The sequence below is a fragment of the Escherichia sp. F1 genome (genome assembly GCF_046764225.1).
GTDB classification, from domain to species: Bacteria; Pseudomonadota; Gammaproteobacteria; order Enterobacterales; family Enterobacteriaceae; genus Escherichia; species Escherichia coli.
This window is the reverse complement of record NZ_CP177202.1, coordinates 3,317,500-3,342,862: the sequence shown is the minus strand read 5'-3', so window position 1 is coordinate 3,342,862 and position 25,363 is coordinate 3,317,500. Positions and strand designations below refer to the sequence as shown.

25 protein-coding genes, 5 tRNA genes and 1 other RNA gene are annotated in these 25,363 nt (G+C 49.6%); 20 read left to right on the top strand and 11 right to left on the bottom strand.

Features of this window, described 5'->3' with window-relative positions:
* Positions 1-2: 2 nt before the first annotated feature.
* The 6 genes from ACK8NJ_RS16265 to ACK8NJ_RS16240 all read right to left on the bottom strand — a co-directional run bounded on the left by ACK8NJ_RS16265 (position 3) and on the right by ACK8NJ_RS16240 (position 6,540).
* Positions 3-1,244: a methylaspartate ammonia-lyase gene (locus ACK8NJ_RS16265; protein WP_328116061.1), complete on the bottom strand. Its 1,242-nt coding sequence runs from the start codon at positions 1,242-1,244 to the stop codon at positions 3-5.
* Positions 1,244-2,689, bottom strand: coding sequence for a methylaspartate mutase subunit E (locus ACK8NJ_RS16260; RefSeq protein WP_236936855.1), 1,446 nt, complete (start codon positions 2,687-2,689; stop codon positions 1,244-1,246). The genes ACK8NJ_RS16265 and ACK8NJ_RS16260 overlap by 1 nt, the downstream gene beginning before the upstream one ends.
* 18 nt (positions 2,690-2,707) lie before the next feature.
* Complete coding sequence (gene glmL / locus ACK8NJ_RS16255) at positions 2,708-4,096, bottom strand: methylaspartate mutase accessory protein GlmL (RefSeq protein WP_236936856.1); 1,389 nt, start codon at positions 4,094-4,096, stop codon at positions 2,708-2,710.
* Positions 4,096-4,545 (bottom strand): methylaspartate mutase subunit S, encoded by a 450-nt coding sequence (gene glmS / locus ACK8NJ_RS16250; RefSeq protein WP_054250112.1) that lies wholly within the window; start codon positions 4,543-4,545, stop codon positions 4,096-4,098. Before glmS ends, glmL begins: the two co-directional genes overlap by 1 nt.
* Positions 4,546-5,092: 547 nt before the next feature.
* Positions 5,093-5,515 carry a hypothetical protein gene (locus ACK8NJ_RS16245; RefSeq protein WP_000613115.1) on the bottom strand — a complete coding sequence of 141 codons (423 nt, stop codon included), beginning with the start codon at positions 5,513-5,515 and terminating at the stop codon, positions 5,093-5,095.
* Between the two features lie 80 nt (positions 5,516-5,595).
* Positions 5,596-6,540 (bottom strand): hypothetical protein, encoded by a 945-nt coding sequence (locus ACK8NJ_RS16240; RefSeq protein WP_064762122.1) that lies wholly within the window; start codon positions 6,538-6,540, stop codon positions 5,596-5,598.
* Between the two features lie 805 nt (positions 6,541-7,345).
* Between ACK8NJ_RS16240 and cydA the strand changes: the two genes are divergently transcribed.
* The 19 genes from cydA (at position 7,346) to pnuC (ending at position 19,258) form a co-directional block, all read left to right on the top strand.
* Positions 7,346-8,914 carry a cytochrome ubiquinol oxidase subunit I gene (gene cydA, locus ACK8NJ_RS16235; protein WP_000884361.1) on the top strand — a complete coding sequence of 523 codons (1,569 nt, stop codon included), beginning with the start codon at positions 7,346-7,348 and terminating at the stop codon, positions 8,912-8,914.
* A gap of 15 nt (positions 8,915-8,929) precedes the next feature.
* Positions 8,930-10,069 carry a cytochrome d ubiquinol oxidase subunit II gene (cydB, locus tag ACK8NJ_RS16230; protein WP_000568275.1) on the top strand — a complete coding sequence of 380 codons (1,140 nt, stop codon included), beginning with the start codon at positions 8,930-8,932 and terminating at the stop codon, positions 10,067-10,069.
* A 14-nt stretch (positions 10,070-10,083) separates the two neighbouring features.
* Positions 10,084-10,197 carry a cytochrome bd-I oxidase subunit CydX gene (gene cydX / locus ACK8NJ_RS16225; protein WP_000270282.1) on the top strand — a complete coding sequence of 38 codons (114 nt, stop codon included), beginning with the start codon at positions 10,084-10,086 and terminating at the stop codon, positions 10,195-10,197.
* On the top strand, positions 10,197-10,490 hold the full coding sequence (gene ybgE / locus ACK8NJ_RS16220) for a cyd operon protein YbgE (RefSeq protein ID WP_000034602.1): 294 nt from the start codon (positions 10,197-10,199) through the stop codon (positions 10,488-10,490). Before cydX ends, ybgE begins: the two co-directional genes overlap by 1 nt.
* A gap of 149 nt (positions 10,491-10,639) precedes the next feature.
* Positions 10,640-11,044 carry a tol-pal system-associated acyl-CoA thioesterase gene (ybgC, locus tag ACK8NJ_RS16215; RefSeq protein ID WP_001098384.1) on the top strand — a complete coding sequence of 135 codons (405 nt, stop codon included), beginning with the start codon at positions 10,640-10,642 and terminating at the stop codon, positions 11,042-11,044.
* A complete protein-coding gene (gene tolQ, locus ACK8NJ_RS16210; RefSeq protein WP_000131314.1) occupies positions 11,041-11,733 on the top strand; it encodes a Tol-Pal system protein TolQ in 693 nt (230 codons plus the stop codon). The genes ybgC and tolQ overlap by 4 nt, the downstream gene beginning before the upstream one ends.
* Before the next feature lie 3 nt (positions 11,734-11,736).
* Complete coding sequence (gene tolR / locus ACK8NJ_RS16205) at positions 11,737-12,165, top strand: colicin uptake protein TolR (RefSeq protein WP_000090097.1); 429 nt, start codon at positions 11,737-11,739, stop codon at positions 12,163-12,165.
* A 64-nt stretch (positions 12,166-12,229) separates the two neighbouring features.
* The gene (gene tolA / locus ACK8NJ_RS16200; RefSeq protein WP_000030637.1) at positions 12,230-13,495 is read left to right on the top strand and encodes a cell envelope integrity protein TolA; all 1,266 of its coding nucleotides are present in this window, start codon (positions 12,230-12,232) and stop codon (positions 13,493-13,495) included.
* 132 nt (positions 13,496-13,627) lie between these two features.
* Positions 13,628-14,920 carry a Tol-Pal system beta propeller repeat protein TolB gene (tolB, locus tag ACK8NJ_RS16195; RefSeq protein ID WP_001295307.1) on the top strand — a complete coding sequence of 431 codons (1,293 nt, stop codon included), beginning with the start codon at positions 13,628-13,630 and terminating at the stop codon, positions 14,918-14,920.
* A 34-nt stretch (positions 14,921-14,954) separates the two neighbouring features.
* Positions 14,955-15,476 (top strand): peptidoglycan-associated lipoprotein Pal, encoded by a 522-nt coding sequence (pal, locus tag ACK8NJ_RS16190; protein ID WP_001295306.1) that lies wholly within the window; start codon positions 14,955-14,957, stop codon positions 15,474-15,476.
* Positions 15,477-15,485: 9 nt separating this feature from the next.
* On the top strand, positions 15,486-16,277 hold the full coding sequence (gene cpoB / locus ACK8NJ_RS16185) for a cell division protein CpoB (protein WP_000097572.1): 792 nt from the start codon (positions 15,486-15,488) through the stop codon (positions 16,275-16,277).
* A gap of 164 nt (positions 16,278-16,441) precedes the next feature.
* Positions 16,442-16,517 (top strand) — tRNA-Lys (locus tag ACK8NJ_RS16180).
* A 51-nt stretch (positions 16,518-16,568) separates the two neighbouring features.
* A tRNA-Val gene (locus ACK8NJ_RS16175) sits at positions 16,569-16,644 on the top strand.
* Between the two features lie 3 nt (positions 16,645-16,647).
* Positions 16,648-16,723, top strand: a tRNA-Lys gene (locus ACK8NJ_RS16170).
* Between the two features lie 146 nt (positions 16,724-16,869).
* Positions 16,870-16,945: transfer RNA gene (locus ACK8NJ_RS16165), tRNA-Lys, on the top strand.
* 33 nt (positions 16,946-16,978) lie between these two features.
* A tRNA-Lys gene (locus tag ACK8NJ_RS16160) sits at positions 16,979-17,054 on the top strand.
* A 30-nt stretch (positions 17,055-17,084) separates the two neighbouring features.
* Positions 17,085-17,210, top strand: a non-coding RNA gene (locus ACK8NJ_RS16155) — RtT sRNA.
* A 247-nt stretch (positions 17,211-17,457) separates the two neighbouring features.
* Positions 17,458-18,501: a quinolinate synthase NadA gene (nadA, locus tag ACK8NJ_RS16150; RefSeq protein WP_000115263.1), complete on the top strand. Its 1,044-nt coding sequence runs from the start codon at positions 17,458-17,460 to the stop codon at positions 18,499-18,501.
* A 37-nt stretch (positions 18,502-18,538) separates the two neighbouring features.
* Positions 18,539-19,258, top strand: a complete 720-nt coding sequence (gene pnuC / locus ACK8NJ_RS16145) for a nicotinamide riboside transporter PnuC (protein ID WP_000345406.1) — start codon at positions 18,539-18,541, stop codon at positions 19,256-19,258.
* On the opposite strand, the gene zitB is transcribed toward pnuC, so the two are convergent.
* Both zitB and ACK8NJ_RS16135 read right to left on the bottom strand, forming a co-directional pair.
* Positions 19,255-20,196, bottom strand: coding sequence for a CDF family zinc transporter ZitB (gene zitB / locus ACK8NJ_RS16140; protein WP_000951276.1), 942 nt, complete (start codon positions 20,194-20,196; stop codon positions 19,255-19,257). The two genes, pnuC and zitB, sit on opposite strands and share 4 nt — an antisense overlap.
* A 113-nt stretch (positions 20,197-20,309) precedes the next feature.
* Entirely contained in the window at positions 20,310-20,690 is a 381-nt protein-coding gene (locus ACK8NJ_RS16135; RefSeq protein WP_411961795.1) for a YbgS-like family protein, read from the bottom strand.
* A 315-nt stretch (positions 20,691-21,005) separates the two neighbouring features.
* Here ACK8NJ_RS16135 and aroG point away from each other — a divergent pair, with 315 nt between their 5' ends.
* Positions 21,006-22,058 (top strand): 3-deoxy-7-phosphoheptulonate synthase AroG, encoded by a 1,053-nt coding sequence (aroG, locus tag ACK8NJ_RS16130; protein WP_001109181.1) that lies wholly within the window; start codon positions 21,006-21,008, stop codon positions 22,056-22,058.
* Positions 22,059-22,223: 165 nt separating this feature from the next.
* Here aroG and gpmA read toward each other — a convergent pair whose 3' ends face one another.
* The 3 genes from gpmA to galK all read right to left on the bottom strand — a co-directional run bounded on the left by gpmA (position 22,224) and on the right by galK (position 25,361).
* Positions 22,224-22,976 carry a 2,3-diphosphoglycerate-dependent phosphoglycerate mutase gene (gpmA, locus tag ACK8NJ_RS16125; protein ID WP_001295305.1) on the bottom strand — a complete coding sequence of 251 codons (753 nt, stop codon included), beginning with the start codon at positions 22,974-22,976 and terminating at the stop codon, positions 22,224-22,226.
* 202 nt (positions 22,977-23,178) lie between these two features.
* Positions 23,179-24,219: a galactose-1-epimerase gene (galM, locus tag ACK8NJ_RS16120; RefSeq protein ID WP_000931389.1), complete on the bottom strand. Its 1,041-nt coding sequence runs from the start codon at positions 24,217-24,219 to the stop codon at positions 23,179-23,181.
* Positions 24,213-25,361, bottom strand: a complete 1,149-nt coding sequence (gene galK, locus ACK8NJ_RS16115; protein ID WP_000053412.1) for a galactokinase — start codon at positions 25,359-25,361, stop codon at positions 24,213-24,215. The genes galM and galK overlap by 7 nt, the downstream gene beginning before the upstream one ends.
* Positions 25,362-25,363 lie beyond the last annotated feature (2 nt).

The window sequence follows — 25,363 nt, the reverse complement described above, 5'->3', positions numbered from 1 at the left end:
TGTTAATCCTTAGCCTGCAACAGCGCGATAGTACGATTCATTTCGTTGAAGACGATATCGAGGCCTTCGTCAAAGCCCATCCCTGGTTTTACCAGCATACGCATGGGGCGAGCGGCAAGGGCGACGTGGACACAGGTGCGGGCACTGACATCAGTTTCATTGCAGGTGCCGCCCTGGTACGCTTCCATGCTGTGGCTGTTGCAATAAAGAACTGCATCGACGATGTTGTGAATACTGCCCAGATCCGGGGTTTTGATTTGCACCATGTGGCAACTGGCGGCATCAGTGAAATCAACAATATCCTGGTAGGTGTTACACCATTCATCCGCCACAATTTTCACGCCGGAACCGAGGCGCGTCAGCTCTTTGGTAATCGCGGTAAGCAGGCGAATTTGATCGGTTTTGTTACCGGCATCGACCGGCCCTTCAATGTAGAGCGGCAGGCCTTGCGCTTCTTTTTCCAGGCTGGCGATGTATTGCGCACAGCGAAGCGGATCCATATCGAAGATCAGACCGATAGTGCCGTATACATCGATGTGCAGGGTAGGGTGGTAGCGTGCGCTGGTGCGCTTGCTCAGAATACGATCCGACAGCCAGCGGACATATTCGCGCAGTTTTTCACCTTTAAAGCCCAGTTTCTCTTCGACGTTATTAATCAGTGCATGGGGCAGCACGTCGATGCCCTTAAGGATCATCTTATCGACGGCGATATATCGATCGTCCCCGCTCTGACCAAATAATGGAATGGATTCCGCCACGCGTGGCAACTGCCATTCATCACAGACCACTTCAGTTTTCAGACGGCCGGTTGCCAGCGCGGTAGCATCAAGCAGAGCCTGTGATAATCCGTAGCGCACGGCGGTATGCAGCAAGTTGCCGTCAATACGCAATTTGTCGAGGAAACGGGCATTCGGCAGGAAAGCATCCACATCGCGGCCTACCAGTAATGGCTTGATATGGTCGTTGAGGAACGGAATAAAGTGCTCAGCGAGGAACAGTGGATCGCGACCACCTGCCCCGGAATACTGTACGGCAGCACAGTCACCTACGGCGACCGCGCCGTTTTCCAGAATCAACTGTACCGATACGCACTCCCCGGCCTGACGTACGGCGTTAAACCCCTGTGTTACTGGCTCCCCGGTATAAAAAAAACCGTCGTGACCCGCTCCGTTTTTTATCGCCTGCTGGTCATCGAAATAGAATGAGGAGTACCCAGCGGTAAAAAGGGCCTGTTTTATTTTCATTATGGTCTTCCTATTAATTTACTGTGGGATACAGCATTGATGTCATCTACAACCATCTGGAATGTCGGTTGGCGTCCTTCAAAGCGTGCGCGTTCAGCAACGTAATCGTGGTGGAGGTCGAGAATATCTTTTGGCAATGGAACGGCTCCGGCTTCCAGTACGCGTATCGCGCCGGTGTTGTCACGGACCGGAAGAATTTTGCCCGCGTTACACGCGGCTGGAGCAAATGGCACATCCAGTACGCCCGCTTCAAATGCCAGCACCGTACCGCGCGCAATATCACCATTACCCAGTTCGAACACTTTATTCAGTACCGCGCGAACCTCGCTCTTAATCAGTTCAATTTCCAGTTCAACCGCAGGGCACGGCGGGAATTTCTGCTCATTGACCATGTTGAGCATCTGGCGGGAGGCTTTCAGCCCCTGAATATTGGCAGCGGCAGTCGGGATTCCCCAGGCTTCGTGAGGGCTTTTGGTGATGACTTTGGTGGCACCAGACATCCCCGCGACGGCTGCACCCCAGGAGATAATGGCGAACGCTTTCGATTCGTCTTCCGGAAAGCCGCCCATCCACTGGTGAAATACGGTACTTAATTCATAGTCGGTATAGCCATAGTTCTGAAAGTATTCGTGTGCAAGTTCACGCAGAGACTGGATCGCCGCGACATCCTGCGTCAGGCTGCCGACCTGTCCATAACCAACGGTGATAGATTTCACACCCTGTTCCAGCGCCAGTAATCCTTCGATTATCGCGATAGAGTGCGAGATAAACGGCGGGATCAGCGTACCCGTTAGTGGGCCAAATGGTTCGCGGTTGATGCGGATCCCGTGTTCTTCATACATCCCCATTAAACGGTCGCAGTACTGCCAGTCGCGGATCGATTTTTCCAGCGTTACGCGCTTGGCATACGGAATATTGTAGGAAATGCCGCCGCCTTCGTAACTGGTAAAGCCGCTGGACATCGAGATTTCAGCCAGCAGACGCGCATCTGGCGTGCCGTGGCGGATCTGTAGCGGTTTTTGCAGGGCTTCGGTGAGGTGACGGCAAGCTGCGACGCCATGGTTAACTACCGGCAAACCGTTCAGTTTAGAGGTTCCGGCTTCGATGGATTTTTTAATCCCTACAGCCGCTTCTTCGTACCGATTCAGACGGGTATATGCATCGATAGTGCTCGGCAGCAGATCGCACTCTTCTTGTAGTGTTTTCAGTAGTTCGATGTGTTCGTCCATCAGCGCCACACCTGCGCGCGGTTGGCTAAGGGTTTTACCTTCCTTGTCTGCTTTCAACAGCGCAAGAGAGAAGCGTTTATGCTCAGGAATGGTTTGTTGGTATTTAACGCTATCTTCAAAGTTTTCAACATCCTTGCCGGTTTCCCAGGTTTTCAGTACCTGTTGCCGCTCGGTCATGAATTCGTCATGGGTTAATTTCTTATTTCGAAGTTCCATTGATTGCAGCCTTAATTGTTATAGGGTTAAGCATTGAATACTGGTGCGCGCGGCGGCCAGTGGATCGACTCTGGCGACGTTTGCCAGCAGTGGTAATAGCCCCCGGGAATCGCGGTAATATTCAAATTCGGTCGGTAAGAGAATGCGTTTACCGTCGTCGTTTAACTCGCGGTATTTCAACCAGTGATGCATATCGAACTGACTGGCACGCGAGAGCCATCCGCCGGAACCCACGACTTTACGCACGGTTGTCAGGTCACGTCCCATCTGTAAATCGACATTGCCGACGCAGGTGCAGACCTCTTTTTTGGTGCCCGCATGTCTTTCGGTGGCATAACCCACACACAGTCCGGCCAGGACGGTATCGAAATATTTTTCTTCTGCATTTGCGGGTAAGTAGTCGGGATGAGCGACTAAATGACGGAGGTAATGATAAAAAGCGTCCAGCTGTGCGGGTTGCTGAGCAAAATTCACATTGACTAACTCTTTCGCACTTTCACCAACCACCATTGCCGAGACGCGCATTCCCAGATCGCCTTCCACCGTCCGTTTCACGAAGGGTTCCGGTACGCCATGTAAAACAGTGTCGGGCGAGAGCGTGTTGGCACAGGCGGAATAGACATCGGTGGTTGCGCCGCCCATGTCGATCAGCATGAACTCTTTCCAGCTGTGATCGACGTTACTGATTGCCTTAACCAGTTCAAAGACCGTCCATGGTGTCGGCATTGGTTCTTCGCCTGTTTTATCAACAATGACATCCAGCCCTTTCCCTTTAACGATGCGTTTAAGGAATATGTCGCAGATAGCCTGGCGTGCAGCTAAAGGGTTCGGATGGTCAAGATCGGGCAGAACGTTGTCGACGATGGTCAGGTCTTTATGCCCGAGGATCTCCTGCACCTCGTCCTGAATATCCCGGTTTCCGGCATAAATAATGGCGCAGTCGAGTTTGGATTCTGCCAGCACACGGGCGTTATTCAGGCCGTAGCTTTCTTCTCCGCCGTCGGTGCCGCCGGTGAACAAGAGAATATCGGGCTGCGTTTCTTCCAGTGCCTGGATATCACGGCGGTTCAGCTTGTAGGCGTAATATTGCGCAATTTTAGCCCCCGCAGAGTGAGCGGTTACTTTCGCGGTTTCCAGGGTGATAGAAGGCACCAATCCCATTGCGGCAACCGCCAGCCCACCTTTGGCAGAGGAGGAATACTTCAATGCAACCTCACCGCTGTTAAACAGGGGGAGGGCATCATCTACGTTTAACACCAGGTTCAGACTGGAGAAAAACCCCTTCGCCAGATGATGGGGGGTGGTTGGGGTCAGTACGTGGTTAACCAACGTTAACGCGTCCCCCTCCCGGGCGAAGAGGGCTGCTTTGGTCCACGTCGATCCAATATCGACAGAGACGATTTGCATCAGATTGCCTCTTCAAGAATACGAGTATCAACGTCATGACGTTGGTTGATATCGTGGGCCATCAGCTGACAAACATCTTCTAAGTCATGACTTGGGGCAAAGACGCGATCAAATCCCATCTCTTTGAATTTGGTTTCCACGTCAGCGAAGTCATGTTTTCCGACCACCAGGTTACCGCCCACATAGAGCAGGATGTCCCCCAGTCCACGCTCGATGCAGCGTTCGCGCATGTCCAGACAGTCGATATCGCCATGCCCATAGATAGAGGAGACGACAATCGCGTCAGCACCAGTTTCAATGGCAGCATCAATATATTCGTCCTGGCTGACCATTACGCCCAGATTAATGACTCTGAAGCCATGGTTGCTAAAAACGCGGTCCAGAACTTTATTGCCTACTGCATGGCAGTCCGCGCCAATAACGCCAATCACAAGTGTTGCTTTCTTCATGGGTAATCCTTTGTAAGACAGAGAGTAAAATAAGTTACACACGTCGTATTTATGGCCGTTCATAACGGCACAGGTTTAATATCACAGGAGTGTCTTTATCTGACCGTAATGTTGCAATTGATCTATTTTCAAAATGTCTTTCGGGAAATGATTGTTTAAAGTGTGTTTTCAAATTCTCATTTTAATTCAGTGTGTTATGTCAACGAATGTCATGAATGTTAAATTTTTAAAATTAACTTGATTTGATGTATTGAGATAATTGTGATCAACTTCTAATTTGCATTTTTGTGACGTGGCTTTAGCCATGAGTAAATGCATTTCATAAAAGTTAAGTCGAATTTCACTGCAATTCATCTCTGCTTAATGTAAAAATAATGTTGAAAATAACAAATAATTAATGATTCATGCGAATTATGACCTTTGTTAGCTCTTTTGATTTTTCGTAAAAAAGAAAAGTACATGAAGGTGCTACCAGTACGAGAAACGTTAATCAAAAGTTTTATTACGTCTGGCAATAACGCAGGCCATTTTTCGCGACAGGAGGGATTTAATCAGTATAATCCTCATACAATAGGTCAGGATTTACAGAACCGTTAACGGGGTTTTGGTGTTGAAATTTAGAAATGGTGGAGTCAATCAATGAAGACAGTATCGAAAAAATGACTGTGTCAGAACTAATTTCAATTAATCCTTCTCGTTGTTGACCAAAAAAGATATTTATCTTGATTTCATTTGTACTACGGCAATCAATATGTAGTAATTTTTGATCGCTGAGATTTTCTGTTTCATAAATGTTTTTGGCGATAGTCGGATGTATTGATGCCAGACATCTGCTCAGATAAGCCAGATCCTTTAGGGAACACCCCGCTGAGTAGAGGATGTCAGAGAATTTTTGTGTGTCAACTGTTGTCTCTGAAGCGTATGTTGCATTGACAGGAAGGGTGTTGAAAGAGATTTGAGATGGGATCATTATTTAAATCTTTCCGTGAGTAATAAAAATTAATCCCCGGGCATTGTTTAGCAATATTTGCCACAGGGAATATATAAAAATTAAAGTATTTGATTGGCATCGGTTAACTGATCAATAACCAGTGCCAGATTGGTAAACATTTTGAAAAAGCGATACTGGCTCGGAATATCTCTTTCAAAGACGAAACATTCAATGTCATTGTTTGAAAAATAAAGGACTAGTGTTGCTGATTCGTCAGGAAAAATATGGAAATATATCTGGTTACCAGAAGGAGGATAGTCCAGAAGAAGGGTATCTTTGCCCGTCACATACCTGTTGTGGTCGTGGATGCTGCGCTCACACTTCATCAGAGGTGTCATGATACTCATGTATTCATCTGATGTTAATATATTAAAATCACCATCCATTTTAAAGAAACGATAAAGTAACAGTACATCCTCTTGCGTAACCGGTTCGTTTGTTTTTAGAGGGAAATAAGTGGGAACCAGAAGATGAGGTTCTAATCTATTTTGTTGAGCGCTATAACTAAATTTGAACATAAATTCCGGATCGCTCATCAATTGAGCGACATAATTATGCCTGGCTTCAAAAATTTTAACTTTTATCAGGTTAAATAAGTCTGTTTCGTCATCCTGTATTAAAAGACATTGACCATAGCAGCCAGGCTTTTTTTCATTATAAGCAGAAACGGTTATTCTGTCAGGAGTGTCAACGTTATATCCAAAAGCCAGATAGTGACCTTCCTCATCGAGATTTGTTTCCAGGTTATTTAAATTCATCACATGAAGTGTTTGCAATGCTGATTCAATGAACTGTTGGCTCTCTGAGGTAAATGTTTCGCGCTGCGTTGTATAAAGTGTATCGATTCCAACGACTATCCGATGTGGATCAAGGATGGCGGCAATCATCTTTATTACCTGCACAGTCATGGGTGATGTCATTGATTCTTTATCTGTTTTTAGAGGATCATTAGATGGCCAACCTGAGAAGCGATTGACAGCAGAACTGATATTATCAGGACTCATAGCAGCAACCTCATTGTAATCAAGCGAGGCGCTGAGCGTACTCGGCTATAGAAAAACTAACTTGCAAAAATCGCTCATTTTTCATTTATCAGGCGAAAGTGGTCTCTGTTCACTCAGAAACAATCACTCCCGCTAAGTCATACCTGTTTCATCGATACATTTAAGTGATTATTACTAATGAAACAATAACATAACGGGCTTACGGCCGGTGCTCATAAAGGCAACAATCAATTAACTTTGATAAAAATATGTTATGTAAAATAGCAACAAATTGGCTAATCTAATCAATTGGTATTATAAAAAGTGGATAAGGCGGTTCTGTTAAATAAAACACTGGTTTTTTATCTATACCTTTTCATTGTAATAATTGTGTTGCATAAATATTTCACAATAAATTAACAATAAAATCACCAATGATCTATGGTTTATACATAATTAACATATTTGGTTGGTTTTGATATAAATCAATTTTTAATTCTTGAAAAAAATCTGCAAAACACGATAAATTGTCGTAGATCAAATTGGTGAGATCGTGACAATTTCGCTATAAATTGATCACTGTCGAAAAATGCAAATTTGCTCAATAAAAACCTGTTTATTGTAAGGATTTTGCGGCGTAATATAATTACGGGATCAATTTGGTTTATTCATTAACATATTTGTAACTTTTTTATCATTGTCTTTTCCTCTTTTGATGAAATGGCAACGATAGAGGCGAGCAAATAATTTTGTATTGGGGCATGCGTGTGACCCTTTCTAACGGGGTTCACTCTCGGAGTCTTCATGCGATGAGCAAGGAGTCATGATGTTAGATATAGTCGAACTGTCGCGCTTACAGTTTGCCTTGACCGCGATGTACCACTTCCTTTTTGTGCCACTGACGCTCGGTATGGCGTTCCTGCTGGCCATTATGGAAACGGTCTACGTCCTTTCCGGCAAACAGATTTATAAAGATATGACCAAGTTCTGGGGCAAGTTGTTTGGTATCAACTTCGCTCTGGGTGTGGCTACCGGTCTGACCATGGAGTTCCAGTTCGGGACTAACTGGTCTTACTATTCCCACTATGTAGGGGATATCTTCGGTGCGCCGCTGGCAATCGAAGGTCTAATGGCCTTCTTCCTCGAATCCACCTTTGTAGGTCTGTTCTTCTTCGGTTGGGATCGTCTGGGTAAAGTTCAGCATATGTGTGTCACCTGGCTGGTGGCGCTCGGTTCAAACCTGTCCGCACTGTGGATTCTGGTTGCGAACGGCTGGATGCAAAACCCAATCGCGTCCGATTTCAACTTTGAAACTATGCGTATGGAGATGGTGAGCTTCTCCGAGCTGGTGCTTAACCCGGTTGCTCAGGTGAAATTCGTTCACACTGTAGCGTCTGGTTATGTGACTGGCGCGATGTTCATCCTCGGTATCAGCGCATGGTATATGCTGAAAGGTCGTGACTTCGCCTTCGCTAAACGCTCCTTTGCTATCGCTGCCAGCTTCGGTATGGCTGCCGTTCTGTCTGTTATTGTTCTGGGTGATGAATCTGGTTACGAAATGGGCGACGTGCAGAAAACCAAACTGGCTGCTATTGAAGCCGAGTGGGAAACGCAACCTGCGCCTGCTGCCTTTACTCTGTTCGGCATTCCTGATCAGGAAGAGGAGACGAACAAATTTGCGATCCAGATCCCTTACGCGCTGGGCATCATTGCAACGCGTTCCGTGGATACTCCAGTTATCGGCCTGAAAGAACTGATGGTGCAGCATGAAGAACGCATTCGTAACGGGATGAAGGCGTACTCTCTGCTCGAGCAACTGCGTTCTGGTTCTACCGACCAGGCGGTTCGTGACCAGTTCAATAGCATGAAGAAAGACCTCGGTTACGGTCTGCTGCTGAAACGCTATACGCCAAACGTGGCTGATGCGACTGAAGCGCAGATTCAACAGGCAACCAAAGACTCCATTCCGCGTGTAGCGCCGCTGTACTTCGCGTTCCGTATCATGGTGGCGTGTGGCTTCCTGCTGCTGGCAATCATCGCGCTCTCTTTCTGGAGTGTCATCCGCAACCGCATTGGCGAGAAAAAATGGCTGCTGCGCGCCGCGCTGTACGGTATTCCGCTGCCGTGGATTGCTGTAGAAGCGGGCTGGTTCGTGGCTGAATATGGCCGCCAACCGTGGGCTATCGGTGAAGTGCTGCCGACAGCTGTGGCGAACTCGTCACTGACCGCAGGCGATCTCATCTTCTCAATGGTGCTGATTTGCGGCCTGTATACCCTGTTCCTGGTGGCAGAATTGTTCTTAATGTTCAAATTTGCACGCCTCGGCCCAAGCAGCCTGAAAACCGGTCGCTATCACTTTGAGCAGTCTTCCACGACTACTCAGCCGGCACGCTAAGACAGGAGTCGTCAAATGATCGATTATGAAGTATTGCGTTTTATCTGGTGGCTGCTGGTTGGCGTTCTGCTGATTGGTTTTGCAGTCACTGACGGTTTCGACATGGGGGTGGGCATGCTCACCCGTTTCCTCGGTCGTAACGACACCGAGCGTCGAATTATGATTAACTCCATTGCACCACACTGGGACGGTAACCAGGTTTGGCTGATCACCGCAGGCGGCGCACTCTTTGCTGCCTGGCCGATGGTCTATGCCGCTGCGTTCTCCGGCTTCTATGTGGCGATGATCCTCGTGCTGGCGTCTTTGTTCTTCCGTCCGGTCGGTTTTGACTACCGCTCCAAGATTGAAGAAACCCGCTGGCGTAACATGTGGGACTGGGGCATCTTCATTGGTAGCTTCGTTCCGCCGCTGGTGATTGGTGTAGCGTTCGGTAACCTGTTGCAGGGCGTACCGTTCAACGTTGATGAATATCTGCGTCTGTACTACACCGGTAACTTCTTCCAGCTGCTTAACCCGTTCGGCCTGCTGGCAGGCGTGGTGAGCGTAGGGATGATCATTACTCAGGGCGCAACCTATCTGCAAATGCGTACCGTGGGCGAACTGCACCTGCGTACCCGTGCAACGGCTCAGGTGGCGGCACTCGTGACACTGGTCTGTTTCGCACTGGCTGGCGTATGGGTGATGTACGGTATCGATGGTTATGTCGTGAAATCGACAATGGACCATTACGCAGCCTCTAACCCACTGAATAAAGAAGTGGTTCGTGAAGCTGGCGCATGGCTGGTTAACTTCAACAACACGCCAATTCTGTGGGCTATTCCGGCACTGGGTGTGGTTCTGCCGCTGCTGACCATCCTGACTGCACGTATGGATAAAGCCGCGTGGGCGTTTGTGTTCTCCTCCCTGACGCTGGCCTGCATCATCCTGACAGCCGGTATCGCAATGTTCCCGTTTGTGATGCCGTCCAGCACCATGATGAACGCAAGTCTGACAATGTGGGATGCAACTTCCAGCCAGCTGACGCTTAACGTCATGACCTGGGTTGCGGTGGTTCTGGTACCGATCATTCTGCTCTACACCGCCTGGTGTTACTGGAAAATGTTCGGTCGTATCACCAAAGAAGATATTGAACGTAACACCCACTCTCTGTACTAAGTAAGGAGCTAAAAATGTGGTATTTCGCATGGATTCTGGGAACGCTTCTTGCCTGTTCGTTTGGGGTAATCACCGCGCTGGCGCTTGAGCACGTCGAATCAGGCAAAGCCGGTCAAGAAGACATCTGATGAGTAAGATTATCGCAACCTTGTATGCGGTAATGGACAAGCGCCCCCTGCGGGCGCTTTCCTTCGTGATGGCGCTTCTGTTAGCAGGATGTATGTTTTGGGACCCATCACGTTTCGCCGCGAAGACCAGTGAACTGGAAATCTGGCATGGTTTATTGCTGATGTGGGCCGTCTGTGCTGGTGTGATTCACGGCGTGGGCTTTCGTCCGCAGAAGGTTCTTTGGCAAGGGATTTTTTGCCCATTGCTTGCCGATATTGTTCTCATTGTCGGGCTGATTTTCTTCTTCTTTTAAATCAGAATTCTCTTTAAAAAATTATGGGCCGCTCCAGGCCCATAAATTTTTACGCTCCCTTAACTTGCCCTCATTCCCAAACCTCAATCGCGCGCGTATAGTAGCAGCGTTTAAAAGCTCTAACTTTTGTTGCATTACCGGGATGTAAAGTGAATACAACGCTGTTTCGATGGCCGGTTCGTGTCTACTATGAAGATACTGATGCCGGTGGTGTGGTGTACCACGCCAGTTACGTCGCTTTTTATGAAAGAGCACGCACAGAGATGCTGCGTCATCATCACTTCAGTCAACAGGCGCTGATGGCTGAACGCGTTGCCTTTGTGGTACGTAAAATGACGGTGGAATATTACGCACCTGCGCGGCTCGACGATATGCTCGAAATACAGACTGAAATAACATCAATGCGTGGCACCTCTTTGGTTTTCACGCAACGTATTGTCAACGCCGAGAATACTTTGCTGAATGAAGCAGAGGTTCTGGTTGTTTGCGTTGACCCACTCAAAATGAAGCCTCGTGCGCTTCCCAAGTCTATTGTCGCGGAGTTTAAGCAGTGACTGACATGAATATCCTTGATTTGTTCCTGAAGGCTAGCCTTCTGGTTAAACTTATCATGTTGATTTTGATTGGTTTTTCAATCGCATCCTGGGCCATTATTATCCAGCGGACCCGTATTCTTAACGCAGCGGCGCGCGAAGCCGAAGCGTTTGAAGATAAATTCTGGTCTGGAATCGAACTCTCTCGCCTCTATCAAGAGAGCCAGGGGAAACGGGATAATCTGACTGGTTCGGAACAAATCTTTTACAGCGGGTTCAAAGAGTTTGTGCGCCTGCATCGTGCCAATAGCCATGCGCCGGAAGCCGTAGTGGAAGGGGCGTCGCGTGCTATGCGTATCTCCATGAACCGTGAACTTGAAAATCTGGAAACGCACATTCCGTTCCTCGGTACGGTTGGCTCCATCAGCCCGTATATTGGTCTGTTTGGTACGGTCTGGGGGATCATGCACGCCTTTATCGCCCTCGGGGCGGTAAAACAAGCAACACTGCAAATGGTTGCGCCCGGTATCGCAGAAGCGTTGATTGCGACGGCAATTGGTCTGTTCGCCGCAATTCCGGCGGTTATGGCCTACAACCGCCTCAACCAGCGCGTAAACAAACTGGAACTGAATTACGACAACTTTATGGAAGAGTTTACCGCGATTCTGCACCGCCAGGCGTTTACCGTTAGCGAGAGCAACAAGGGGTAAGCCATGGCCAGAGCGCGTGGACGAGGTCGTCGCGATCTCAAGTCCGAAATCAACATTGTACCGTTGCTGGACGTACTGCTGGTGCTGTTGCTGATCTTTATGGCGACAGCGCCCATCATCACCCAGAGCGTGGAGGTCGATCTGCCAGACGCTACTGAATCACAGGCGGTGAGCAGTAACGATAATCCGCCAGTGATTGTTGAAGTGTCTGGTATTGGTCAGTACACCGTGGTGGTTGAGAAAGATCGCCTGGAGCGTTTACCACCAGAGCAGGTGGTGGCGGAAGTGTCCAGCCGTTTCAAGGCCAACCCGAAAACGGTCTTTCTGATCGGTGGCGCAAAAGATGTGCCTTACGATGAAATAATTAAAGCACTGAACTTGTTACATAGTGCGGGTGTGAAATCGGTTGGTTTAATGACGCAGCCTATCTAAACATCTGCGTTTCCCTTGCTTGAAAGAGAGCGGGTAACAGGCGAACAGTTTTTGGAAACCGAGAGTGTCAAAGGCAACCGAACAAAACGACAAGCTCAAGCGGGCGATAATTATTTCAGCAGTGCTGCATGTCATCTTATTTGCGGCGCTGATCTGGAGTTCGTTCGATGAGAATATAGAAGCTTCAGCCGGAGGCGGCGGTGGTTCATCCATCGACGCTGTCATGGTTGATTCAGGTGCGGTAGTTGAGCAGTACAAACGCATGCAAAGCCAGGAATCAAGCGCGAAGCGTTCTGATGAGCAGCGCAAGATGAAGGAACAGCAGGCTGCTGAAGAACTGCGTGAGAAACAAGCGGCTGAACAGGAACGCCTGAAGCAACTTGAGAAAGAGCGGTTAGCTGCTCAGGAACAGAAAAAGCAGGCTGAAGAAGCCGCAAAACAGGCCGAGTTAAAGCAGAAGCAAGCGGAAGAAGCGGCAGCGAAAGCGGCGGCAGATGCTAAAGCGAAGGCCGAAGCGGATGCTAAAGCTGCGGAAGAAGCTGCGAAGAAAGCGGCTGCAGACGCGAAGAAAAAAGCAGAAGCAGAAGCCGCCAAAGCCGCAGCCGAAGCGCAGAAAAAAGCCGAGGCAGCCGCGGCGGCACTGAAGAAGAAAGCGGAAGCGGCAGAAGCAGCTGCAGCTGAAGCAAGAAAGAAAGCGGCAACTGAAGCTGCTGAAAAAGCCAAGGCAGAAGCTGAGAAGAAAGCGGCTGCTGAAAAGGCTGCAGCTGATAAGAAAGCGGCAGCAGAGAAAGCTGCAGCCGACAAAAAAGCAGCAGAAAAAGCGGCTGCTGAAAAGGCAGCTGCTGATAAGAAAGCAGCGGCAGAAAAAGCCGCCGCAGACAAAAAAGCGGCAGCGGCAAAAGCAGCAGCTGAAAAAGCCGCTGCAGCAAAAGCTGCCGCAGAGGCAGATGATATTTTCGGTGAGCTAAGCTCTGGTAAGAATGCACCGAAAACGGGGGGAGGGGCGAAAGGGAACAATGCTTCGCCTGCTGGGAGTGGTAATACTAAAAACAATGGCGCATCAGGGGCCGATATCAATAACTATGCCGGGCAGATTAAATCTGCTATCGAAAGTAAGTTCTACGACGCATCGTCCTATGCAGGCAAAACCTGTACGCTGCGCATAAAACTGGCACCCGATGGTATGTTACTGGATATCAAACCTGAAGGTGGCGATCCCGCACTTTGTCAGGCTGCGTTGGCAGCAGCTAAACTTGCGAAGATCCCGAAACCACCAAGCCAGGCAGTATATGAAGTGTTCAAAAACGCGCCATTGGACTTCAAACCGTAATCGCGATGTTGACTGTTCCGACGGTCAACATCAGGCACCGGTTGCCACGGGGTTCTGGTAGTTTTGTGTATTTTAGTTTGTTAACATTCTGCTAAATTATCGTGGGCCATCGGTCCAGATAAGGGAGATATGATGAAGCAGGCATTACGAGTAGCATTTGGTTTTCTCATACTGTGGGCATCAGTTCTGCATGCTGAAGTCCGCATTGTGATCGACAGCGGTGTAGATTCCGGTCGTCCTATTGGTGTTGTTCCTTTCCAGTGGGCGGGTCCTGGTGCGGCACCTGAAGATATTGGCGGCATCGTTGCTGCTGACTTGCGTAACAGCGGTAAATTTAATCCGTTAGATCGCGCTCGTCTGCCACAGCAGCCGGGTAGTGCGCAGGAAGTACAACCAGCTGCATGGTCCGCACTGGGCATTGACGCTGTAGTTGTCGGTCAGGTCACTCCGAATCCGGATGGTTCTTACAATGTTGCTTATCAACTTGTTGACACTGGCGGCGCACCGGGTACTGTACTTGCTCAGAACTCGTACAAAGTGAACAAGCAGTGGCTGCGTTATGCTGGTCATACCGCCAGTGATGAAGTGTTTGAAAAACTGACCGGCATTAAAGGTGCGTTCCGTACCCGTATTGCCTACGTTGTTCAGACCAACGGCGGTCAGTTCCCGTATGAACTGCGCGTATCTGACTATGACGGTTACAACCAGTTTGTCGTTCACCGTTCACCGCAGCCGCTGATGTCTCCGGCGTGGTCACCAGACGGTTCTAAACTGGCTTATGTGACCTTCGAAAGCGGTCGTTCCGCGCTGGTCATCCAAACGCTGGCAAATGGCGCTGTACGTCAGGTGGCTTCATTCCCGCGTCACAACGGTGCACCTGCATTCTCGCCAGACGGCAGCAAACTGGCATTCGCCTTGTCGAAAACCGGTAGTCTGAACCTGTACGTAATGGATTTGGCTTCTGGTCAGATCCGCCAGGTGACGGATGGTCGCAGTAACAATACCGAACCGACCTGGTTCCCGGACAGCCAGAACCTGGCATTTACTTCTGACCAGGCCGGTCGTCCACAGGTTTATAAAGTGAATATCAACGGCGGTGCGCCACAACGTATTACCTGGGAAGGTTCGCAGAACCAGGATGCGGATGTCAGCAGCGACGGTAAATTTATGGTAATGGTCAGCTCCAATGGTGGGCAGCAGCACATTGCCAAACAAGATCTGGCAACGGGAGGCGTACAAGTTCTGTCGTCCACGTTCCTGGATGAAACGCCAAGTCTGGCACCTAACGGCACTATGGTAATCTACAGCTCTTCTCAGGGGATGGGATCCGTGCTGAATTTGGTTTCTACAGATGGGCGTTTCAAAGCGCGTCTTCCGGCAACTGATGGACAGGTCAAATTCCCTGCCTGGTCGCCGTATCTGTGATAATAATTAATTGAATAGTAAAGGAATCATTGAAATGCAACTGAACAAAGTGCTGAAAGGGCTGATGATTGCTCTGCCTGTTATGGCAATTGCGGCATGTTCTTCCAACAAGAACGCCAGCAATGACGGCAGCGAAGGCATGCTGGGTGCCGGCACTGGTATGGATGCGAACGGCGGCAACGGCAACATGTCTTCCGAAGAGCAGGCTCGTCTGCAAATGCAACAGCTGCAGCAGAACAACATCGTTTACTTCGATCTGGACAAGTACGATATCCGTTCTGACTTCGCTCAAATGCTGGATGCACATGCAAACTTCCTGCGTAGCAACCCGTCTTACAAAGTCACCGTAGAAGGTCACGCGGACGAACGTGGTACTCCGGAATACAACATCTCCCTGGGTGAACGTCGTGCGAACGCCGTTAAGATGTACCTGCAGGGTAAAGGCGTTTCTGCAGACCAGATCTCCATCGTTTCTTACGGTAAAGAAAAACCTGCAGTACTGGGTCATGACGAAGCGGCATACTCCAAAAACCGTCGTGCGGTACTGGTTTACTAAGAGAATTGCATGAGCAGTAACTTCAGACATCAACTATTGAGTCTGTCGTTACTGGTTGGTATAGCGGCCCCCTGGGCCGCTTTTGCTCAGGCACCAATCAGTAGTGTCGGCTCAGGCTCGGTCGAAGACCGCGTCACTCAACTTGAGCGTATTTCAAATGCTCACAGCCAGCTTTTAACCCAACTCCAGCAACAACTCTCTGATAATCAATCCGATATTGATTCCCTGCGTGGTCAGATTCAGGAAAATCAGTATCAACTGAATCAGGTCGTGGAGCGGCAAAAGCAGATCCTGTTGCAGATCGACAGCCTCAGCAGCGGTGGTGCAGCGGCGCAATCAACCAGCGGTGATCAAAGCGGTGCGGCGACATCAACGACGCCGACAGCTGATGCTGGTACTGCGAATGCTGGCGCGCCGGTGAAAAGCGGCGATGCAAACACGGATTACAATGCAGCAATTGCGCTGGTGCAGGATAAATCCCGCCAGGATGACGCAATGGTGGCATTTCAGAATTTCATCAAAAATTACCCTGATTCAACTTACCTGCCAAACGCCAATTATTGGCTGGGTCAGTTAAACTACAACAAGGGTAAAAAAGATGATGCGGCGTATTATTTTGCTTCGGTAGTGAAAAACTATCCGAAGTCACCGAAGGCTGCAGATGCGATGTTTAAAGTCGGCGTCATCATGCAGGACAAAGGTGACAGCGCAAAAGCGAAAGCCGTATACCAGCAGGTTATCAGTAAATACCCTGGTACGGATGGCGCTAAACAGGCGCAAAAACGTCTGAACGCGATGTAATGCATAACACACGACCAGAAGTCGCATTATTTCTGGTCGTGTCGTGCGAATCATAAGCAGTTGAGTGATCTACATCGAAATTTTTGTTGCGCTCAAGTCTGAAATCAGTAATATATGCCGCCGTTGCCACGGGATATCAAACAAACCGAAAGCAACGAAAAAGTGGGTCGTTAGCTCAGTTGGTAGAGCAGTTGACTTTTAATCAATTGGTCGCAGGTTCGAATCCTGCACGACCCACCACTAATTACGGTGGGTTCGGTGGAAGTAGTTTGTAGTATCCAGCGCAGTATCGGGTGATTAGCTCAGCTGGGAGAGCACCTCCCTTACAAGGAGGGGGTCGGCGGTTCGATCCCGTCATCACCCACCACTCGGGTCGTTAGCTCAGTTGGTAGAGCAGTTGACTTTTAATCAATTGGTCGCAGGTTCGAATCCTGCACGACCCACCAATTTTAACATCAAACTCAGATGTTAAGCGTGAAGGATAACGTTGCGCTAGCAACGGCCCGTAGGGCGAGCGAAGCGAGTCATCCTGCACGACCCACCAATTTTAAAGATTGGTTCCGAGTAGAAATCTTTCAGGTAACACCCGTATGGGTCGTTAGCTCAGTTGGTAGAGCAGTTGACTTTTAATCAATTGGTCGCAGGTTCGAATCCTGCACGACCCACCATCCTGAATGATTAAAGCAGCATAATCCCGCAAGGGGTCGTTAGCTCAGTTGGTAGAGCAGTTGACTTTTAATCAATTGGTCGCAGGTTCGAATCCTGCACGACCCACCAATGTAAAAAAGCGCCCTAAAGGCGCTTTTTTGCTATCTGCGATACTCAAAGATTCGAACCTGCAGCAGGTTCGAGTTGAGCGCAGCGAAACAACGGAGCCGCTCGCGGCGACGGCCCGTAGGGCGAGCGAAGCGAGTCATCCTGCACGACCCACCAATGTAAAAAAGCGCCCTAAAGGCGCTTTTTTGCTATTCAGGCATCCTCAATTTCACTTTGTAACCTGATGACATCTTCAGAGCTTACTTTGCAAGCAACTCTACGTCGGTGGAATTAGGCGTAATTCGAGTGACTTTTCCCCACCATTCGACTATCTTGTTTAGCATATAAAACAAATTTCACCGATAACAGCGAATATTACGCTCATGTCGGTTTTAACGTTAAGCCTGTAAAACGAGATGGTAAGATGAGCGTGATGTTTGATCCAGACACGGCGATTTATCCTTTCCCCCCGAAGCCGACGCCGTTAAGCATTGATGAAAAAGCGTATTACCGCGAGAAGATAAAACGTCTGCTAGAAGAACGTAATGCGGTGATGGTTGCCCATTACTATACCGATCCCGAAATTCAACAACTGGCAGAAGAAACCGGTGGCTGTATTTCTGATTCTCTGGAAATGGCGCGCTTCGGTGCAAAGCATCCCGCTTCTACGTTGTTAGTCGCTGGGGTGAGATTTATGGGAGAAACCGCCAAAATTCTCAGTTCGGAAAAAACAATTCTGATGCCGACACTTCAGGCTGAATGTTCACTGGATCTCGGCTGCCCTGTTGAAGAATTTAACGCATTTTGCGATGCCCATCCCGATCATACTGTCGTCGTCTACGCCAACACTTCTGCTGCGGTAAAAGCGCGGGCAGATTGGGTGGTAACTTCAAGCATTGCCGTCGAACTTATTGATCATCTGGATAGTTTGGGTGAAAAAATCATCTGGGCACCCGACAAACATCTGGGGCGTTACGTGCAAAAACAGACGGGCGCAGACATTTTATGCTGGCAGGGTGCCTGCATTGTGCATGATGAATTTAAGACTCAGGCGTTAACCCGCTTGCAAGAAGAATACCCGGATGCTGCCATACTGGTGCATCCAGAATCACCGCAAGCTATTGTAGAGATGGCGGATGCGGTCGGTTCCACCAGTCAACTGATCGCTGCTGCGAAAACATTGCCACATCAGAGGCTTATTGTGGCAACCGATCGGGGTATTTTCTACAAAATGCAGCAGGCGGTGCCAGATAAAGAGTTACTGGAAGCACCAACCGCAGGTGAGGGTGCAACCTGCCGCAGCTGCGCGCATTGTCCGTGGATGGCCATGAATGGCCTTCAGGCCATCGCAGAGGCATTAGAACAGGAAGGAAGCAATCACGAGGTTCATGTTGATGAAAGGCTGCGAGAGAGGGCGCTGGTGCCGCTCAATCGTATGCTGGATTTTGCGGCTACACTACGTGGATAACGAATAATAAGGCGTAACGTTACGCTTTGGGGGAAAGATGGATTTTTTTAGTGTGCAGAATATTCTGGTACATATACCAATAGGAGCAGGCGGTTATGATCTCTCATGGATCGAAGCGGTAGGCACGATCGCTGGGTTGCTGTGTATTGGCCTTGCCAGTCTGGAGAAGATCAGCAACTACTTCTTTGGCCTGATCAACGTCACCTTGTTTGGCATTATTTTCTTTCAGATTCAGCTGTATGCCAGCCTGCTATTACAGGTGTTTTTCTTTGCCGCGAATATTTACGGCTGGTATGCGTGGTCGCGACAAACCAGTCAGAACGAGGCGGAGTTGAAAATTCGCTGGTTGCCATTGCCGAAGGCGCTCAGCTGGTTGGCGGTTTGCGTTGTTTCGATTGGTCTGATGACGGTATTTATCAATCCGGTGTTTGCATTTTTGACCCGCGTGGCAGTCATGATCATGCAAGCATTAGGATTACAGGTTGCGATGCCTGAACTACAGCCGGACGCTTTCCCGTTCTGGGATTCATGCATGATGGTGTTATCTATCGTGGCAATGATTCTGATGACGCGTAAGTATGTGGAAAACTGGCTGTTGTGGGTGATTATTAACGTGATTAGCGTCGTTATTTTTGCACTTCAGGGCGTTTACGCCATGTCTCTGGAGTACATCATCCTGACCTTTATTGCCCTCAACGGCAGCCGGATGTGGATCAACAGCGCACGCGAAAGAGGTTCACGCGCGCTGTCCCATTAATGGTGATGATGTGAATGGCCAGACACCCCTTCATTCAGGTGGCAGTCTGGCCCATGACAAGGTTGATATTCCATCTGAATAGTGGCGTGCTCAATCTGATAGTGATCCATCAGGTAGTGTTGGATCTGATCTAACAAGGCATCGTGATCGTGTGGCGGGATCACCTGCACATGCAGCGTCATCACCGGCTTCTCGCCTACCATCCATACATGTACATGGTGCACATTGCGGACTTCCGGGATTTCCCGGCACATACGACGCTTCAGTTCGGCAATATCCAGCGATACCGGTGCACCTTCAAGTAATTCATTCACGCTATCTTTCAACAGTCGCCACGCGCTACGCAGAACCAGAAGCGACACCAGTATTGAGAGAATCGGGTCAGCAGGTGTCCAGCCGGTCCAGATAATAATCAACGCGGCAATAATAGCCCCAACCGAACCCAGCAGGTCCCCGAGCACATGCAGTGCCGCTGCTCGCACGTTGAGGTTTTTCTCTTCGCTGCCGTGATGAAGTAACCAGAAAGAAAGTATATTTGCCAGCAGCCCAGCCACGGCAATTGCCATCATCATGCCGCCCTCGACCGGACGCGGAGTGCGGAAGCGTTCTATCGCCTCCCAGACAATCAAAATAGTAATCACCACCAGGGCGATGGCATTCACAAACGCCGCGAGCGTGGTCAATCTTAGCCAACCGAAAGTGTGGCGAATGGTGGGAGGACGACGGGAAAATTGCACGGCGAGTAGGGCGAAAAGCAGGGCGGCAGTATCGGTCAACATATGACCCGCATCGGCCAGCAATGCCAGAGAACCGGAAAGAAAACCACCAATGACTTCTACCAGCATAAACCCGGCAGTCACGCCGAAAGCATACAACAAGCGACGAGCATTATTATCTTCTGGCAGGTGTGAGGAAGTGTGTGAGTGTGAGTGCGCCATGACGAGTCATCCCTTAATTATTCTCACTTAACTTTATGACATCATACTGCTTTTAGAAGGGAAAAATTAAAAGGGAGAGACTCCGCTCTCCCATTATTGGCTATTTCGCAGGGTTACTGCGTGGTACCGTCGGTTTTGGTATCGACATCATTGTTGATGCCATCACCGGTTTGGACTTTTTTATTGATATCCGGACAGCGACCATCTTTGCACATGGTGTTCTTGTGCTCTTCATCTTTGGTCATGCCGTCATTGTTCATTGAAGAACCATCCGGATGCAGCATTGTGCCGCCAGAACCGGTATTTACCCCGTTATTGTCGACGTTATTTGGCGCGACATTTTCACGGGCATCAGGGGCTACCTGGCCCGCATCAGCGGCGGCGTTTGCCTGGCCGTTATTGCTTTGCGCTCCGCTATCGGCAGCCAGTGCGGAACCGCTGGCAAGGCTTAGAGTGGCAGTCAGAAATAATGTGGCCAGTTTTGTCATTTTCATAGGATGCTCCTGTTATGATCGTTATGTCGGATAACCTCTTCCAACAGTGCATTTGCAGGTGAATATAAGGCAATGGTTTAAGATTTCAGCCAGGCAAAGGTACCCAGCAGAGAATCTTGAAATAATTAACAAACAAAGGAGTTACAGTTAGAAATTGTAGGAGAGATCTCGTTTTTCGCGACAATCTGGCGTTTTTCTTGCTAATTCCAGGATTAATCCGTTCATAGTGTAAAACCCCGTTTACACATTCTGACGGAAGATATAGATTGGAAGTATTGCATTCACTAAGATAAGTATGGCAACACTGGAACAGACATGAATTATCAGAACGACGATTTACGCATCAAAGAAATCAAAGAGTTACTTCCTCCTGTCGCATTGCTGGAAAAATTCCCCGCTACTGAAAATGCCGCGAATACGGTCGCCCATGCCCGCAAAGCGATCCATAAGATCCTGAAAGGTAATGATGATCGCCTGTTGGTTGTGATTGGTCCGTGCTCAATTCATGATCCTGTCGCGGCTAAAGAGTATGCCGCTCGCTTGCTGACGCTGCGTGAAGAGCTGCAAGATGAGCTGGAAATCGTGATGCGCGTCTATTTTGAAAAGCCGCGTACTACGGTGGGCTGGAAAGGGCTGATTAACGATCCGCATATGGATAACAGCTTCCAGATCAACGACGGTCTGCGTATTGCCCGAAAATTGCTGCTCGATATTAACGACAGCGGTCTGCCAGCGGCGGGTGAGTTTCTGGATATGATTACCCCACAATATCTTGCTGACCTGATGAGCTGGGGCGCAATTGGCGCACGTACCACCGAATCGCAGGTGCACCGCGAACTGGCGTCTGGTCTTTCTTGTCCGGTCGGCTTCAAAAATGGCACCGACGGTACGATTAAAGTGGCTATCGATGCCATTAATGCCGCCGGTGCGCCGCACTGCTTCCTGTCCGTAACGAAATGGGGGCATTCGGCGATTGTGAATACCAGCGGTAACGGCGATTGCCATATCATTCTGCGCGGCGGTAAAGAGCCTAACTACAGCGCGAAGCACGTTGCTGAAGTGAAAGAAGGACTGAACAAAGCAGGCCTGCCAGCACAGGTGATGATTGATTTCAGCCATGCTAACTCGTCGAAACAATTCAAAAAGCAGATGGATGTTTGTGCTGACGTTTGCCAGCAGATTGCCGGTGGCGAAAAGGCCATTATTGGCGTGATGGTGGAAAGCCATCTGGTGGAAGGCAATCAGAGCCTCGAGAGTGGGGAACCGCTGGCCTATGGCAAGAGCATCACCGATGCCTGCATTGGCTGGGATGATACCGATGCTCTGTTACGTCAACTGGCGAATGCAGTAAAAGCGCGTCGCGGGTAAGGTTTAATTGTCGGATGCGCCGTCAGAGTGGCGTATCCGATGAATCACCGTAGCCCTGGCAAGACGCGCAGCGTCGCATCAGGCAATGTGCTCCATTGTTAGCAACGACAAACAAAAAAGCCGACTCACTTGCAGTCGGCTTTCTCATTTTTAAGCGAATGACGTTTACTTCGCTTTACCCTGGTTCGCAACGGCCGCTGCTTTCGCCGCGATCTCGTCAGCATTACCCAGATAATAGCGTTTCAGCGGTTTGAAGTTCTCGTCAAACTCATAAACCAGCGGCACGCCGGTCGGGATATTCAGCTCAAGAATCTCTTCTTCGCTCATGTTATCAAGATATTTCACCAGCGCACGTAACGAGTTACCGTGTGCAGCGATGATTACGCGCTCACCGCTCTTCATACGCGGTAGAATAGTTTCATTCCAGTAAGGGATCACGCGGTCAATGGTCAGCGCCAGGCTTTCCGTCAGTGGCAGTTCTTTCTCGCTCAGCTTCGCGTAACGTGGATCGTGACCCGGATAACGCTCATCATCTTTAGTCAGTTCCGGCGGAGTCACTGCAAAACCACGACGCCACTGTTTCACCTGCTCGTCGCCATACTTTTCAGCAGTTTCCGCTTTGTTCAGACCCTGCAACGCACCGTAGTGACGTTCGTTCAGTTTCCAGGATTTCTCAACGGGCAGCCATGCCTGATCCAGTTCGTCCAGCACATTCCACAGGGTATGGATAGCGCGTTTCAGCACAGAGGTGTAAGCAAAGTCAAAGCTGTAACCTTCCTCTTTCAGCAGCTTACCTGCTGCTTTTGCTTCGCTTACGCCTTTCTCAGACAGATCCACGTCGTACCAACCGGTGAAACGGTTTTCTTTGTTCCACTGACTTTCGCCATGACGAACCAGAACCAGCTTAGTTACAGCCATATACTTACTCCTCAAATCATCTTTTAATGATAATAATTCTCATTATATTGCCGTGACGAAGCAACAGCAATGCTTACGCATAACCATAGCGAAAATAGTGTCGCAGTGTAAGGTTGTTGTGAATATTGAGTTGCAAATATGTCGGTGTTTGCTGGTGATTTGAACAATATGAAGATAAAGCCCTCATGACGAGGGCTTAACATTACTCAGCAATAAACTGATATTCCGTCAGGCTGGAATACTCTTCGCCAGGACGCAGGAAGCAGTCCGGTTGCGGCCATTCAGGGTGGTTCGGGCTGTCCGGCAGAAACTCGCTTTCCAGAGCCAGCCCTTGCCAGTCGGCGTAAGGTTCGGTTCCCCGCGACGGTGTGCCGCCGAGGAAGTTGCCGGAGTAGAATTGCAGAGCCGGAGCGGTGGTGTAGACCTTCAGCTGCAATTTTTCATCTGCTGACCAGACATGCGCCGCCACTTTCTTGCCATCGCCTTTGGCCTGTAACAAGAACGCGTGATCGTAACCTTTCACTTTGCGCTGATCGTCGTCGGCAAGAAACTCACTGGCGATGATTTTGGCGCTGCGGAAATCAAAAGACGTTCCGGCGACAGATTTCAGGCCGTCGTGCGGAATGCCGCCTTCATCAACCGGCAGATATTCGTCCGCCAGAATCTGCAACTTGTGATTGCGCACGTCAGACTGCTCGCCGTCAAGATTGAAATAGACGTGATTAGTCATATTCACCGGGCAAGGTTTATCAACTGTGGCGCGATAAGTAATGGAGATACGGTTATCGTCGGTCAGACGATATTGCACCGTCGCACCGAGATTACCCGGGAAGCCCTGATCGCCATCATCTGAACTCAGGGCAAACAGTACCTGACGATCGTTCTGGTTCACAATCTGCCAGCGACGTTTGTCGAACCCTTCCGGGCCGCCGTGCAGCTGGTTAACGCCCTGACTTGGCGAAAGCGTCACGGTTTCACCGTCAAAGGTATAACGGCTATTGGCGATACGGTTGGCATAACGACCAATAGAGGCCCCCAGAAACGCGGCCTGATCCTGATAGCATTCCGGGCTGGCACAGCCGAGCAGCGCCTCGCGGACGCTGCCATCGGAAAGCGGAATACGGGCTGAAAGTAAAGTCGCACCCCAGTCCATCAGCGTGACTACCATCCCTGCGTTGTTACGCAAAGTTAACAGTCGGTACGGCTGACCATCGGGTGCCAGTGCGGGAGTTTCGTTCAGCACTGTCCTGCTCCTTGTGATGGTTTACAAACGTAAAAAGTCTCTTTAATACCTGTTTTTGCTTCATATTGTTCAGCGACAGCTTGCTGTACGGCAGGCACCAGCTCTTCCGGGATCAGCGCGACGATACAGCCGCCAAATCCGCCGCCGGTCATGCGTACGCCACCTTTGTCGCCAATCACAGCTTTGACGATTTCTACCAGAGTGTCAATTTGCGGCACGGTGATTTCGAAATCATCGCGCATAGAGGCATGAGACTCCGCCATCAACTCGCCCATACGTTTCAGGTCGCCTTGCTCCAGCGCGCAGGCAGCTTCAACGGTGCGGGCGTTTTCAGTCAGGATATGACGCACGCGTTTCGCCACGATTGGGTCCAGTTCATGCGCAACAGCGTTGAACTCTTCAATGGTGACATCGCGCAGCGCTGGCTGCTGGAAGAAACGCGCACCGGTTTCGCACTGTTCACGACGGGTGTTGTATTCGCTGCCAACCAGGGTACGTTTGAAGTTACTGTTGATGATGACGACAGCCACACCTTTGGGCATGGAAACTGCTTTGGTCCCCAGTGAGCGGCAGTCAATCAGCAAGGCATGATCTTTCTTGCCGAGTGCGGAAATTAGCTGATCCATGATCCCGCAGTTACAGCCAACAAACTGGTTTTCTGCTTCCTGACCGTTAAGCGCGATTTGTGCGCCGTCCAGCGGCAGATGATAAAGCTGCTGCAATACGGTTCCGACCGCGACTTCCAGTGAAGCGGAAGAACTTAACCCGGCACCCTGCGGCACATTGCCGCTGATCACCATGTCCACACCGCCGAAGCTGTTGTTACGCAGTTGCAGATGTTTCACCACGCCACGAACGTAGTTCGCCCATTGATAGTTTTCATGCGCGACAATGGGCGCATCGAGGGAAAACTCGTCGAGCTGATTTTCATAATCGGCTGCCATTACGCGAACTTTACGGTCATCGCGTGGCGCACAGCTGATCACGGTTTGATAATCAATCGCGCAGGGCAGAACGAAACCGTCGTTGTAGTCGGTGTGTTCACCAATCAAATTCACGCGGCCAGGCGCCTGAATGGTGTGAGTGGCAGGGTAGCCAAATGCGTTGGCAAACAGAGATTGTGTTTTTTCTTTCAGACTCATTT